Origin of the sequence: Mycobacterium sp. E3298 (assembly GCF_001666895.1) — a bacterium.
Classification (GTDB): Bacteria; Actinomycetota; Actinomycetes; order Mycobacteriales; family Mycobacteriaceae; genus Mycobacterium.
Genome location: NZ_LZJB01000409.1, coordinates 1 through 13,479 on the forward strand (window position 1 = coordinate 1; position 13,479 = coordinate 13,479).

11 protein-coding genes are annotated in these 13,479 nt (G+C 68.4%); 6 read left to right on the top strand and 5 right to left on the bottom strand.

What is annotated here, in order from left to right; translation table 11 throughout:
- The 3 genes from A9X05_RS19440 to A9X05_RS19450 all read right to left on the bottom strand — a co-directional run.
- A partial coding sequence (locus tag A9X05_RS19440) for a CaiB/BaiF CoA-transferase family protein (RefSeq protein ID WP_067783496.1) occupies positions 1-1,049 on the bottom strand: 1,049 nt, incomplete at its 3' end.
- On the bottom strand, positions 1,046-1,828 hold the full coding sequence (locus A9X05_RS19445) for an enoyl-CoA hydratase/isomerase family protein (RefSeq protein ID WP_067783476.1): 783 nt from the start codon (positions 1,826-1,828) through the stop codon (positions 1,046-1,048). The genes A9X05_RS19445 and A9X05_RS19440, both read right to left, overlap by 4 nt.
- The gene (locus tag A9X05_RS19450) at positions 1,825-3,021 is read right to left on the bottom strand and encodes an acetyl-CoA C-acetyltransferase (protein WP_231978437.1); all 1,197 of its coding nucleotides are present in this window, start codon (positions 3,019-3,021) and stop codon (positions 1,825-1,827) included. Before A9X05_RS19450 ends, A9X05_RS19445 begins: the two co-directional genes overlap by 4 nt.
- Positions 3,022-3,413: 392 nt before the next feature.
- Between A9X05_RS19450 and A9X05_RS19455 the strand changes: the two genes are divergently transcribed.
- Positions 3,414-4,370, top strand: coding sequence for an LLM class F420-dependent oxidoreductase (locus A9X05_RS19455; RefSeq protein ID WP_067783479.1), 957 nt, complete (start codon positions 3,414-3,416; stop codon positions 4,368-4,370).
- On the opposite strand, the gene adhE is transcribed toward A9X05_RS19455, so the two are convergent.
- On the bottom strand, positions 4,355-6,985 hold the full coding sequence (gene adhE / locus A9X05_RS19460) for a bifunctional acetaldehyde-CoA/alcohol dehydrogenase (RefSeq protein WP_067783481.1): 2,631 nt from the start codon (positions 6,983-6,985) through the stop codon (positions 4,355-4,357). The two genes, A9X05_RS19455 and adhE, sit on opposite strands and share 16 nt — an antisense overlap.
- A 174-nt stretch (positions 6,986-7,159) precedes the next feature.
- Here adhE and A9X05_RS19465 point away from each other — a divergent pair, with 174 nt between their 5' ends.
- Positions 7,160-7,354 carry a ferredoxin gene (locus A9X05_RS19465; protein WP_067756466.1) on the top strand — a complete coding sequence of 65 codons (195 nt, stop codon included), beginning with the start codon at positions 7,160-7,162 and terminating at the stop codon, positions 7,352-7,354.
- Here A9X05_RS19465 and A9X05_RS19470 read toward each other — a convergent pair.
- Positions 7,347-8,021: a response regulator transcription factor gene (locus tag A9X05_RS19470; RefSeq protein WP_197499133.1), complete on the bottom strand. Its 675-nt coding sequence runs from the start codon at positions 8,019-8,021 to the stop codon at positions 7,347-7,349. The genes A9X05_RS19465 and A9X05_RS19470 overlap by 8 nt on opposite strands.
- Positions 8,022-8,057: 36 nt before the next feature.
- Here A9X05_RS19470 and A9X05_RS19475 point away from each other — a divergent pair, with 36 nt between their 5' ends.
- The 4 genes from A9X05_RS19475 to A9X05_RS19490 form a co-directional block, all read left to right on the top strand.
- Complete coding sequence (locus A9X05_RS19475) at positions 8,058-9,356, top strand: sensor histidine kinase KdpD (RefSeq protein ID WP_231969155.1); 1,299 nt, start codon at positions 8,058-8,060, stop codon at positions 9,354-9,356.
- Between the two features lie 136 nt (positions 9,357-9,492).
- On the top strand, positions 9,493-10,767 hold the full coding sequence (locus tag A9X05_RS19480; RefSeq protein ID WP_067756458.1) for a cytochrome P450: 1,275 nt from the start codon (positions 9,493-9,495) through the stop codon (positions 10,765-10,767).
- A gap of 16 nt (positions 10,768-10,783) precedes the next feature.
- Complete coding sequence (locus tag A9X05_RS19485; protein WP_067783487.1) at positions 10,784-11,890, top strand: NDMA-dependent alcohol dehydrogenase; 1,107 nt, start codon at positions 10,784-10,786, stop codon at positions 11,888-11,890.
- Positions 11,891-12,036: 146 nt separating this feature from the next.
- The coding region (locus tag A9X05_RS19490) for an aldehyde dehydrogenase (RefSeq protein WP_067783490.1) at positions 12,037-13,479 on the top strand (1,443 nt) is incomplete at its 3' end.

The following is a 13,479-nucleotide window of genomic DNA, read 5'->3' on the forward strand; positions in this document are numbered from 1 at the left end:
CTGCAGGTCAACACCGACGCCCCCAGCCTCTCGGCGGCGCTGGAGCTGGAGAACCGGGGCGCCGGGGCGGGTTGGGTGACGCCTTCGACGTCGATGAATGTTCGCCGCGCGGTGAGGTGCGGGTGCCGTGGCGCCTCGGCCAGCGAAAGCACCGGTGTCGCACAGCATCCCGGGGTATCGAGGAGCCGCTGCCACTCCTCGGTCGACTTCTCGGCGAAGCGGGTGGCCAGGGCGGCGCGATGGGCGGGCCACGCGCCCGGCGCGTCGTCGGCGTGCGGCACGTCGACGCCGAGGCGATCGCACAGCTCCGCGTAGAACTTCGGCTCCATGGCGCCGACGGCGAAGTGGCCGCCGTCGGCGGTGGCGTACACGCCGTAGAAGTGGGCGGCCCCGTCGAGCAGATTGTCGTGGCGCCGGTCGCGCCAGGTGCCGGCGGGCACCATCCCGAAATACGGCGTCAACAGGGTGGCCACCCCGTCGACCATGGCGACATCGAGCACCTGACCCGCGCCGGACTCGCGCGCCTCGAGGATGGCGCTGAGCAGGCCGACGGCCAACAGCATCCCGCCGCCGCCGTAGTCGCCGACCAGATTCAGCGGCGGCACCGGGGATTCGGCGGGGCCGATGCCGTGCAGGGCGCCCGCCAAAGCGATGTAGTTGATGTCGTGACCGGCGTGGCCGGCCAGCGGCCCGTCCTGCCCATAGCCGGTCATCCGGGCGTAGACCAGACGGGGGTTGCGTCCGCGCAACTCGTCCGGGCCGATGCCGAGTCGTTCGGCCACCCCCGGCCGGTACACGTCGACGAAGGCGTCCGCCTCGGCGACCAGGCGATGAACGAGCTCCCTGCCGCGCGGCTCCTTGGCGTCGGCGGCGAGCGATCGCTGGCTGCGGCGCACCGTGTAGTCGATGGGAAGGGGCCCGTCCACGGCGGCGAGGGCGTCGATGCGGATGACATCGGCGCCCAAGTCGCCCAACAGCATTCCGCCGAACGGCGCGGGGCCCAGGCCGCCCATCATGACGACGCGCACGCCGCGCAGCGGACCCGTCACGACGACCATTTCTTGCGACGCTCGGCCGCCTCGTCGGTGGCATGCGAGATGACCTGGTTGCGGTTCTCCAGCTCCAGCGCCGCCGAGAGGCTGGGGGCGTCGGTGTTGACCTGCAGGGCGCGCTTGGTCATCTGCGCGCCCAGCGGGGAATGGCTCGCGATGAGCGCGGCCAGCTCGACGGCCCGCTCCGCCAACCGGTCCGGTTCGACCACCTCGCTCACCAGGCCGCGCCGGTCGGCTTCGGTGGCCGAGACGGTGCGCCCGGTGAGCATCCAGTCGGCGGCCACGCTGGTGCCGACGATGCGCGGCAGGTGGTAGCTCATGCCCATCTCGGCGCCGGAGAGGCCGAGCAGGATGGCGGCGTTGCCGAATGATGCGGCGTGCGAACAGATTCGGATGTCGGCCGCCAGGCACAACGCGAGCCCGGCCCCGACGCACGGCCCGTTGACGGCGGCGACGACGGGCTGTGGCAACGCCCGGACGGCTTCGGCGAGGGCGGCCATCCGCTCCTGGAAGTGCATCCGGTCCAGCGCGGGCGCGGTGGCATCCAGCATCGAGGGGCCGAAGTCGCGCACGTCGATTCCGGCGCAGAAGCCGCGGCCTGCGCCGGTCAGCACGACGGCGTGCACCGCGCGGTCGGCGGCCAAATCGGCCAGCGCATCGCGCAATTCGGTTTGCATCGCCTCGTTGATGGCGTTGAGTTGCTTGGGGCGGTTCAGGCGCAGCAGTGCGACACCCGTGCACGGCCGGTCGAGCTCCAGGGTGTGCGGCACGGTCACACCCGCTCGATGATGGTCGCGGTGCCCATCCCGCCGCCGGTGCACATGGTCACCAGACCCGTTGTCAGGTCCCGACGTTCGAGCTCGTCCAGGAGGGTGCCGATGAGCATCGCCCCGGTGGCGCCGATGGGGTGGCCGAGGGCGATGGCGCCGCCGTTGACATTGACCAGTTCGGGGTCGATGTCGAGGTCGCGCATCGTCTTCAGCGGGACGGCGGCGAAGGCCTCGTTGATCTCCCAGAGGTCGATGTCTTCGACCGCCATGCCGGCGCACTGTAGGCAGCGCTGGGCCGCCGGACCGGGGGCGGTCAGCATGATGATCGGTTCGCTACCGATCGCCGCGGCGGCGCGAATCTGTGCGCGCGGGGTGACGCCCGCGGCGTGCATCCAGTTGGAGGACGCGACCAGCACCGCGGCGGCCCCGTCGACCACCCCGGACGAATTGCCCGCGTGGTGCACGTGATCGATGTGGTCGATGCCGGGGTAGCGCTGAGTGCAGATTTCGTCGAATGTGTGCTGCTCGCCGTCGGGGCGGGTGTCGCCCATCGCGGCGAAGGCGGGCTTGAGGCGTGCCAACGTCTCGGTGGTGGTGCCGGGGCGCGGGTGTTCGTCGCGCTCGACTGGCCCGTTCGGTGTGGCCACGTCGAGGAGCGACCGCAGGAACCGGCCCTCGTCGATCGCCAAGGCGGCACGCTCCTGGCTCTGTGCGGCGTAGGCGTCGACGGTTTCGCGGGTGAACCCCTCCAGGGTGGCGATCAGGTCGGCCGAAATTCCCTGCGGCACGGTGGGATATCGCTCGCGGAAGTCGGGGTTCTGGCCGTCGATCGTCGGGGCTCCGACGGTGACGCCCCACCGGGACATCGATTCCACCCCGCCGGCGATCACCAGGTCGTCATTGCCGGCGGCGACGGACGACGCGGCGACGGTGACGGCTTGCTGGCCGGAACCGCAGAACCGGTTCAGCGTCATCCCCGGCACGGTCTCGGGCCATCCGGCCAGCAGAACCGCGAGCCGCGCGATGTCGTCGCCGTGGTCGCCGCCGAGGATGCCGTTGCCCGTGATCACGTCGTCGACGTCGGCCGGCTCGAATCCGGTCCGCGCGGCGAGCGCGGTGAGGCAACGCGCGAAGAGGGCCTGCGGGTGGACGGCGTGCAGGCCGCCGTCGGGGCGGCCCCGGCCGCGGGGTGTGCGCACCGCATCGAGAATCCAGGCGTCGATGACGGACTCCGATCGTCGGGAGAGCTCACAGATCACCGGTATCGTAAATCGTCTCTCGGCTGTGGAGAACCACCTTCTCCAAATCGGCGAAGGGATTCTCGTGGGGTGGCCCGGCGCGCGCTGCGTGGTCACGCCCGTCACACCGGCCTCCGCGCGAATGGTTGCGCGGCGTGGCGGCTGTGGCCCGGGCGGGACGTGAGATCTAGCCCAGCGCCGCGAAACCGTCTGTCCGGCATGGCGATTCCGTAGCCGAATAGTTTTCGGGATCGAGCTCTGGCGCCGGGAACGGGCGGATGAATTCCCAAGTGCGCGGCGGATCAACAGCCAAACCGGCGCATACCGCAGGCCACAGCGGGTAGCCCGCCGCCATGACCAAGATCGGATACTTCCTGTCCTGCGAGCAGTACAGCCCCAAGGAACTCATCGACCAGGCCAAGCGCGCGGAGGCGGCCGGGTTCGATGCGCTGTGGATTTCGGATCATTTCCATCCATGGAACGACGAGCAGGGCCAGAGTCCGTTCGTGTGGGGCGTGATCGGAGCGCTCTCCGAGGTGACGTCGCTGCCGGTGAGCACCGCCGTGACGTGCCCGACCATCCGGACCCATCCGGCGATCATCGCCCAGGCGTCCGCAACCGCCGCGGTGCAACTCGACAGCCGCTTCGTGCTGGGGGTGGGCAGCGGTGAGGCGCTGAACGAACACATCCTCGGCGATCGGTGGCCCTCGGTGGGTGTGCGCCAGGAAATGCTGGAGGAGGCGGTAGGCGTCATCCGCCTGCTGCACCGCGGCGGCGAGGTGAGCCACCACGGCAAGCACTACGAGGTGCAGGAGGCCCGCATCTACACCCGGCCCGACCAACCGGTGCCCATCTATGTGTCCGGTTTCGGGCCGCAGGGCGCAGAGCTGGCCGGGCGAATCGGCGACGGCTTCGTCCTGGTGATGCCGGAGGCGGACCTGGTCAAGACGTTCCGCGAGGCCGGCGGTGGCAACAAACCGGTACAGGGCGGCACGAAGGTGAGCTGGGACGAAGATGCGGAGGCGGCGCTCAAGGCGGCGCACCGGTTATGGGGGAACGACGCGTTGCCCGGGCAGTCGGCGCAGACCCTGCCGCGGCCCAAGGATTTCGCCGCGCTGATGTCACTCGTGACGCCGGACCAGGTCGCCGAAGCGGTCACCTGCGGACCGGACCCCGACACCCATGTCGCGAAGGTGCGTGAGTACATCGACGCCGACATCGACGAGGTGTACGTCCAGCAGATCGGTCCCGACATGGACGGGTTCTTCGCCGCGTACGAGCGTGACGTGCTGCCTCAGCTACGCGGCTGAGCATCGCCTTGAGCGGCGCCGTAAAAACCCAGCCGGAGCAATTCGGTGATCTCGCTGACCAACGGCATCCGCGGATTTGTACGGTTGCTGAGGTCCTCGAACGCCGTCATCGCCAGCGCGGGCAGCGCGGCCAGGTACTGGTCCTCGTCGACGCCGTACTCCCGCAGGGATCGCGGCATGTCGAGTCGGTCGAGCAAATCATCGACCCCACGGAATAACCGGGCGCGGGATTCGTCGGGTTCATGGCCGCCGAAGATCAGCTGGCCGAGCTGCGCGTATTTGTCCGGCGCCACGTAGGCGGAATATCCCGGCGCGGGCATGAACTTGCTTGGCAGGCTTGCGTTGTACCGCAGCACATGCGGCAGGAAAATCCCGTTCGCCCGGCCATGCGAGATTCCGAATCTCGCGCCCACGGCATGGGCGAGCGCGTGATTGGTCCCGACGAATGCATTCGAAAAGGCAAGCCCCGCAAGGGTTGCGGCGTTCGACATGTCGGTCCGCGCGGACAGGTCGTCGGGGTCGTCGTATGCCCTTGGCAACGCATCGAAGATCAGTCGTGCCGCCTGGGCGCACAGCGCGTCCGTATAGGGCGAGGCGAAGATCGAGACCGCGGCCTCCAAAGCATGGGTCAGCGCGTCGATGCCGGTGTCGGCGGTCAGCTTCTGCGGCATCGAGGAGGTCAGGACCGGGTCGACGATCGCGAGGTCGGGCACCAGGCTGTAATCGACGAGCGTCTCCTTCTTGCCGCCCACCGTCAGCACCGCCGCCGGCGAGACTTCCGAACCGGTGCCGGATGTCGTTGGGACAGCAACCAATTGGACACGATGACGGTCGACCGGATAATCGGCCACGCGCTTGCGGGGATCGAGGAACGGCATCGTCAGCTCCTCGAGGCCCTTCTCCGGGTGCTCGTAGAACAGCCGGATCGCCTTGCCGGCGTCGAGCACCGAACCGCCGCCCACGGCAAGCAGCAGATCGGGTTGGGCCCGCTCCAGCAGCGCGACACCGCGGCGGATGGTGGTTTCGTCGGGCTCCGGCGTCACCTCGCTGAAGACCTGCACGTGCTCGGCGCGCAACTTGCCGCGGAGCTGGTCGACGACGCCGCGCTCTTCGGTGAGGGCATCGGTGATGATGACGACGGTATCGCCGTCGAGTTCGCGCAGGTTGTCCAGTGCGCCCTCGTTGAAGTAGGTGTTGGACGGGACGCGGAACCATTGCGGCGGGGTGCGGCGCCGCGAGACCGTCTTGATGTTCAGCAGCTGCCGGTAGTTGACGTTCTCCGTCGTGCTGGATCCGCCCCACGTGCCGCAACCCAACGAGAAGGTGGGGGTCAGGTTGTTGTACACCCCGCCGAGGGCCCCGACCGCGGTGGGGGCGTTGACCAGAATCCGGCCGGTGCGGACCGCCAGGCCGTACGCGTCGATGACCTCCTCGTCGTTGGCGTAGATGGCCGAGGTGTGGCCCAGACCGCCGTGCTCGGTGACCAGGACGGCGACGTCGATGGCGTGCTGAACGCTGCGTGCCCGCACCACGCCGAGCACCGGCATCAGCTTCTCCTGCAACAGGGGGTGTTCGGCGAGTTCGTCCAAGTCGGCGGGCAGCTGCGCCAGCAGTACCTTGACGGTCGGTGACACGCTGAAGCCCGCCCGGTCGGCCAGCTCGGACGCCTTCTGTCCGACGGCCTCGAGCGAGACCTTGTCGCCGCAGCCAAACGCGAATTCCGCCAGGGCGTTCGCCTGGTCCGGGGTGAGCAACTGGGCGCCCATCCGCTCGAATTCGGCCATCATCTCGTCATAGACCTCGTCGTCGATGACGCAGGTTTGCTCGGCCGGGCAGATGACAGAAGAGTCGAAGGTTTTCGAGATCAGGATGTCGACGACCGCGCCCTTGATGTCCGCCGTCTTGTGGATGTAGATCGGTGCGTTCCCGGGGCCGACCGACAGGCCGGGCTTTCCGGCGGAATTCGCCAGCGCCACGATCTTCGGCCCACCGGTCACCCAGATGAAGTCGACTCCCGGATGTTTGAACAGGTAGTGGGTGACCTCGTGCGCGGCGTCGGGGATGACCTGTAGCGCCCCCGGCGGCAGCCCGGCCGCTTCGGCCGCCGTGCGAAGGATCTCCACGCTGCGTTCGCAGCAGCCGACCGCATACGGTGACGGCCGGAAGAGGATGGCGTTGCGGGTCTTCGCGGCGACGATCGCCTTGAACAGGACGGTCGACGTCGGGTTGGTAACCGGGGTGATGGCCAGCACGACCCCGATCGGCTCCGCCACGTAGGCGATGTTGTGCTCGACGTCCTCGTCGACGACCCCCACCGATTTCTTGCCCCGCAGATAGTCGTGCAGGAACTCGGTGGCCACATAGTTCTTGACGACTTTGTCCTCGAAGACGCCGAAGCCCGTCTCCTCGATCGCGACACTTGCCAGTTCCCCCGCGGCGCGTACCCCCGCGCGGACCATCGCCTCGACGATGGCATCGACCTGTTGCTGGTCGAGGTTGCGGAACTCCCGGGCCGCCGCGGCCGCCGCGTCGACGATCGCGTCGATTTCGTGCCTGCGCTGTTCGGCGACCTCGGGCGCTTCGATGGAGGTGGACTCGGTTTGCGTGGTGGTCATGATCGGGTTCTCGGTTCAGGAAGGGACACTGGCGGCTCCAGAATGAGCAGATGCTACGTCGTACGCGTCGACGCAAAGTAGGGCTGAAAGGCCCTCGACGGGCTGGCCCGGCCAGGCCACATCTGGCGCGATTGGACCGACTGCGGTGCCCGTCGGGCGCCGATACTGGCGGTCATGCGCATCACCGTCGACTACGGCCTGTGTGAGGGACACGGGCAGTGCCTGCTGGCCGCTCCCGATGTTTTCGACATTCCCGACGGTGCCGATCAAGTGGTCGTGCTCGAGCCCGACCCGCCCGAAGCCGAGCGTGACCGGGTGATCCGGGCGGCCGCGATGTGCCCCGCCCAAGCGATCCAGATCCTCAGCTGATCCGGCCGATCTCGGCGACGTCATCGAGCAACCGGTAGCGGCCGGCCAGCGCCGCGGCGGCGATGCGGTTGCCGACCCCGAGTTTGTGCAGCAGCGACGCCACCATGCGTTTGGCGGTGCGCTCCGACACCAGCATCCGCTGGGCGATGTCGCCGGTCTCCATGCCGGCCGCGAGCAGGGTCCACAGCTGAAGATCCTGGGCGCTGAGATTGTCCAGCAGCTCGGACGGCGGCTTGCGGGTGTTGCTGAGCAACGCGTCCAGCAGGGCGCCGTCGACGACCCGCAGGCCCTCCGCGATGGTCCATAGGGGCCCCGCCAGCGCCTCGGGCCGCGCGGTTTTGGACAGGAAGCCGTCGGCACCGGCCCGCAACGCCTCCTCGGCCAGTGCCAGGTCGTCGGTACCCGACAGCGCCAGGATCCGGGTCCTCGGCCGGCGCGCCTTGACATGCCGGATCGCCGCGACCCCGCCCAAGGGCGGCATCGACAGGTCGATGATCGCGACGTCCGCGTCGCAGCGGGCCACCAGGTCGGCGGCCTCTTCCACGTAGGTCGTCTGGCCGCCGACGCTGAACAGTTCGCCCCACTCGCGGGTCAGCAACAGGGCGAGGCCCTGCGCGAACAGCTCGTGGTCATCCACGATCACCACGACGTATGGCGAGCGAGTCATTGCCGCGATGCTAACCCCAACCCTATGGTCAGCTGGGTGAGACCGCTCGATCACCTCGGAACCACGGTGGACTTCGACGGCGAGGACTACGGGCTGGCCCGCACGGTCGTCGCGGTACGAGTTGCCGTCGTCGTATCGGTCGGCGTGCTGATGGGGATCGGACCCCAGTGGCTCCGGCAGCACACGGCGACCACCCTGGCGGTGTTGGGCGCGGCGATGGTCTACGCGGCCGTCGTGATGGCCTATCCGCAGCTGGAGGTCCGGCGCACCCGCTATTCATGGTTGGTCACCGGCTTCGACTCGGCGTTCACGCTGGCGCTCATCGCCTTGAGCGGAGGGGTGTACAGCCCGGTGGTCCCGGTGTTGGCGCTGGCCGTGATCGCCTCGGCGGCACGACTGTCTTTCGGTGAAACCCTCTTGGTCGCAGTGCTTTTGGGCGCGATTTATATCCCGGTCGCGCTGGTCTCGTCGCCGGGGCTCCCGGCCACCGCGGCCCCGGCGCTCCTGGCGGGCTGGTCGGCGGTGTTTCTGATCTTCGTCGCGGTCATCACCGCGGGGCTGTCCACGCTCGCCGAACGCGAACACCGCTCCCGGCTGCGCGCCCTGGTGGAAGCCGAGGCCGAACACGCCGCCGCCGAAGAGGAGCGCGACCTGCGGGCGCGCCTGCTGCGGTCCTACCAGTCGCAACAGGATGGACTCCAGGTTCTGGTGCACGAATTCCGCACCCCCATCACGTCTCTGGAGGCGCTGACCGAGGCCCTGACTTCGGCGCGGCCGATGTCGCAGGCCGACCGGGAAACCAGTCTGCAACTGGTGGCCCGGCACGTGCGCCACCTCGCCGACATGCTCGACGCCCTCTCCGACGTCGCGCTGAGTCGCCGCCCGACGTTTTCGGCGGGGAAGGTCCGCCGGGTCGACGTGGCCGACCTGATCGTCGCGGCCGCCGACGCGGTCGGCCTCGGCGTGCCGCGGCTGCGACTGAGCGTCGGCGATGACCTGACCGCCGTGGCCGTCAACGCCCAGGGTCTGCGCCGGCTGCTGACCAACCTGCTGGAGAACGCGTCCCGGCACGGCCGCGGCGAACCGGTCGACGTCGCGTGCGCGCGCGAAGGCGGAGAGTTGATCTGCACTGTGGCCGACCGGGGACCGGGCATCCCGGCCGAAAGCCTTGGCGAGCTGACCACCAAATACGTCAGCGTGGGCGGCCAGCGGGGCACCGCCGGGCTCGGCCTGTGGATCGTGCAGCAGATCGCCGAGGCGATGGGCGGCCGGGTCGAATTCGGGGCGCGCGACGGCGGCGGCCTGATCGCCACCTTCCGCGCACCCATCGCCTGATCGGCGGTGCCCGGCGCTGGCCCGTGCAGGCCAGTGATTGGCACACGCGCCTATGCCGCACCGCCGTCGCGCTGACCAGCATGGGGGCGAAGCCGCGGTGACGCGCACCACTGCGCACCGCCAGAAAGGGCCCCTGATGACCGCACCCACGACCGCGCCCACCCACAAAGACATCGACCTGAGCGCCCGGGAGTTCTGGGCGAGACCCCCGGAAGAGCGGGACGCCGCCTTTGCCGTCCTGCGCGCGGAGAATCCCGTGCCGTGGAGTCGCCCCGCGGAGTCGGACCTGCTGCCCCCCGAGCTCAACACCAGGGGGTTCTGGTCGCTGACCAAACAGGACGACATCCGGATGGCCAGCCGTCACCCGGAGATCTTCTCCTCCGCCCAGGGCATCACGATGGAGGACTTCGCACCCGAGGCGGTGGAGATCGCGCAGTCGTTCATCGCCATGGACGCCCCGCGCCACACCCAGCTCCGCGGGATCACCACGGAGGCCTTCAAGCCCAAGAACGTGCGCCGCTTGGAAGGCTGGATCCGCGGCCACGCCCACGACCTGGTCAGCGAGATGGCGCACCTTGGTGAGGGCGACTTCGTCCAACTCGTGTCGGTAAAGCTGCCCGGCCGCATCTTCGGCAGCTTCTTCGGGCTGCCCGACGGTGAGCTGCGCGACAAGGCCGTCACCGCCGCCCAGCGGCTGGTGGGCTGGACCGACCCGAACATCCGCGGCGAGCAGAGCGAACTCGAGCTGTTCATGGGCGCTGTGATGGACCTGCACGAGGTGGCAACGGTGCTGATCCCCGAGCGGCGGGCCAACCCCGGCGACGACTTGATGACGTGGATGGTGCAGGCCGAGTTCGACGGCAAGAAGATGACCGACGACGAGCTGAAGGCGTTCTTCGTGTTGATGGGCGTCGCGTCCAACGACACCACGCGGCACGCCTCGGCCCACGCCATCGCCGCCCTCTCGAAGTTCCCCGACCAGCGCGCGCTGCTCGCCGAGGACGTCGAGGGGCGCGTCGGCACCGCCGTCGAGGAGGTGTTGCGCTGGGGATCGCCGCTGCTCCACATGCGCCGCACCGCCACCCAGGACATCACCGTGCGCGGCTCACAGATCAAAGCCGGAGACAAGGTCGTGCTGTGGTACTACTCGGGCAACCGTGACGAGGATGTCTTCGACGCACCCCATTCGTTCAACATTCTGCGAAACCCCAACCCGCACATCGCCTTCGGCGGGGGAGGCCCGCACTTCTGCCTGGGCGCGGCGCTGGCCCGCACGATGCTCAAGGCATTGCTGACCGAGGTCTACACGCGCATTCCGGACATCTCAGCGCCCGAGCCCCACTATGCTCTTGCCAACTTCATCAACGGTGTGAACAGCCTGCCGGCGACCTGGACACCCGAGAAGCGCTGACTTCAAGGAGGTTTCGATGAAAACGAAGGCAGCGGTGGTGTGGGGACTACACCAGAAATGGTCGGTCGAAGAGGTCGACCTCGACGGGCCGCGGGAGAACGAGGTTCTGGTCAAGGTGGCCGCCGCCGGGCTGTGCCACTCCGACGACCACCTGGTCACCGGCGACATGCCGATGCAGCTACCGGTGGTCGGCGGGCACGAGGGCGCGGGCGTCGTGGTCGAGGTGGGGCCGGGCGTCACCGAAGTGGCCGAGGGCGACAAGGTCGTGCTGAGTTTCATTCCGGCCTGCGGCCGCTGCGAACCGTGTTCGCGCGGGATGAGCAACCTGTGCGTGCTCGGTGCGGCCATCATCGCCGGACCGCAACTCGACGGCACCTTCCGATTCCACGCGAAAGGCCAAGCGCTGGGCCAGATGTGCGTCCTGGGAACGTTCTCCGAGTACACCGTGGTGCCGATGGCCTCGGTGATCAAGGTCGATCCGTCCACCGCGCTGGACACCGCCGCGCTGGTCGGCTGCGGTGTCACCACCGGCTACGGCAGCATGGTGCGCACCGGAGCGGCACGGGACGGCGACACCGTGGTGGTCATGGGTGTGGGCGGCATCGGAATGAATGCCGTGCAGGGCGCGCGGATCGCGGGCGCACGCGTGATCGTCGCGCTCGATCCCGTGGAGTACAAACGCCGCCGTTCGCTGGAGTTCGGGGCCACCCACACCGCGGCGACGGTCGAGGAGGCCCACGCCCTGATCACCGACCAGACCCGCGGCCAGATGGCCGACGTATGCGTGGTCAGCACCGACTCGGCTGAGGGTGCATACGTAGCGCAGGCGTTGAGCCTGGTCGGCAAGCGCGGCAGGGTGGTCATGACCGCGATCCCGCACCCGACGGACACCTCCGTCGACATGTCGCTGTTCGACTTGATCATGTACGAAAAGCAGGTCCGCGGTTCGGTTTTCGGGTCGTCGAATCCCCGTCACGACATCCCCCGCATGCTCGATCTGTATCACGCCGGACGGCTGAAGCTCGACGAACTCGTCACCCGCGAGTACACGCTCGAAGAGATCAATCAGGGCTACGACGACATGCGCGCGGGTGTGAATCTGCGTGGGCTGATCCGCTTCTGAACAGTTCATGAGCCTCATCATCATTTTCGTGATTATTGCTGCCCCGCTGGGGATCCCGGCCGGGGTTAGCGCGGCCCACCACGCCGCCGATCGATTCAAGAGTTTCGTACGTTGGCGCCGACGGATCCGATGAACATAAGGAAGACATGACCGACATTCCGCACTATCCGATGTACATCGACGGGCGTTGGCGCGACGCGTCAAGCAGCTTGGAGGTGCGCGATCCCGCTACCAATGAATTGGTCGCGACAGTCGCGCGGGGCGATGTCGCTGCAGCCGACGAGGCCGTCGCTGCGGCAAGGGCGGCACATGCCTCCGGTGTCTGGCGACTGACGCCCCCGGACGAACGCGCCCGTTTCCTCGATGCGATCGCCGGCAACCTCGCCGCGCGGTTCGACGAGTTGACCGCGCTGCAGGTTCGCGAAAACGGCGCAACCGCACGGACAGCGGGCACGTTTCTCTTGGGCTACTCGATCGCCCACCTGAAGTACTTCGCCTCGCAGGCGCGATCGTATGCGTTCGAGGAAGCCGGCCCCTTGATCGAGGCACCCACGCTGGCCACCGGTCTGCTCCGTCGCGAGCCCGTGGGCGTCTGCGCCGGCATCGTGCCGTGGAATTTTCCGTTGCTGCTGGCGGTGTGGAAGCTGGGCCCCGCCCTGGCGGCCGGCAACACGATAGTGCTCAAACCCGACGACCAGACCCCGCTGACTCTGCTCGAATTGGCCAGGGCGGCCGACGAAGCCGGGCTGCCCGCGGGGGTGCTGAACGTTGTCACGGGATCCGGGCCGGTCGTCGGCGCCCGGCTCGCCGAACACCGCGATGTGCGCAAGGTGGCTTTCACCGGCTCGACCGAAGTCGGTAAGACCGTGATGCGCGCCGCCGCCGACAACGTCAAGAAGGTCACCCTGGAGTTGGGCGGCAAGGGCGCCAACATCGTTTGCGACGATGCCGACCTGGACCTGGCTGTCGACGGCACGCTGTTCGGATTCCTGCTGATGTGTGGTCAGGCCTGCGAGTCCGGAACCCGGCTGTTGCTGCACGCATCGATTCACGACGAGTTCGTGCGACGGCTGGTCGCCCGTGCGTCCACCCTTGTCGTGGGTAATCCGATGGACCCGGCCACCGATGTCGGGCCGCTGATATCCGCCAAACAGAAAGCGCGCGTGGAGAAGTACATCGCGCTCGGGCAAGAGGAGGGCTGCAAGATCGCGTTCCAGGGCGCGGTCCCCGCCGACGCCGGGCTCGCCGATGGCCATTGGGTCGCCCCGACGATCCTGACCGGCGCAACCAACGACATGCGGGTGGCGCGAGAGGAGATCTTCGGGCCGGTGCTGGTCGTGATCGAGTACGCCGACGACGCCGAGGCCGTCGCGATCGCCAACGACAGCGAGTACGGATTGTCGGCGGGCGTGTGGAGCACCGACAACGAACGGGCACTGGCTATCGCGCGCGAGTTGGAATCCGGCACGGTATGGATCAACGACTGGCACATGGTCAATGCGATGTTCCCGTTCGGCGGCGTGAAGCAAAGCGGTCTGGGCCGTGAGCTCGGGCCGCGTGCCCTCGACGAGTACACCGAACAGAAGTTC

What these genes read in the sequence shown, in the direction of transcription:
- A9X05_RS19455 (WP_067783479.1), top strand. Translation starts at nt 3,414, where the DNA reads ATGACCAAGATCGGATACTTCCTGTCCTGCGAGCAGTACAGCCCCAAG.
- adhE (WP_067783481.1), bottom strand. Translation starts at nt 6,985, where the DNA reads ATGACCACCACGCAAACCGAGTCCACCTCCATCGAAGCGCCCGAGGTC.
- A9X05_RS19465 (WP_067756466.1), top strand. Translation starts at nt 7,160, where the DNA reads ATGCGCATCACCGTCGACTACGGCCTGTGTGAGGGACACGGGCAGTGC.
- A9X05_RS19470 (WP_197499133.1), bottom strand. Translation starts at nt 8,021, where the DNA reads ATGACTCGCTCGCCATACGTCGTGGTGATCGTGGATGACCACGAGCTG.
- A9X05_RS19480 (WP_067756458.1), top strand. Translation starts at nt 9,493, where the DNA reads ATGACCGCACCCACGACCGCGCCCACCCACAAAGACATCGACCTGAGC.
- A9X05_RS19485 (WP_067783487.1), top strand. Translation starts at nt 10,784, where the DNA reads ATGAAAACGAAGGCAGCGGTGGTGTGGGGACTACACCAGAAATGGTCG.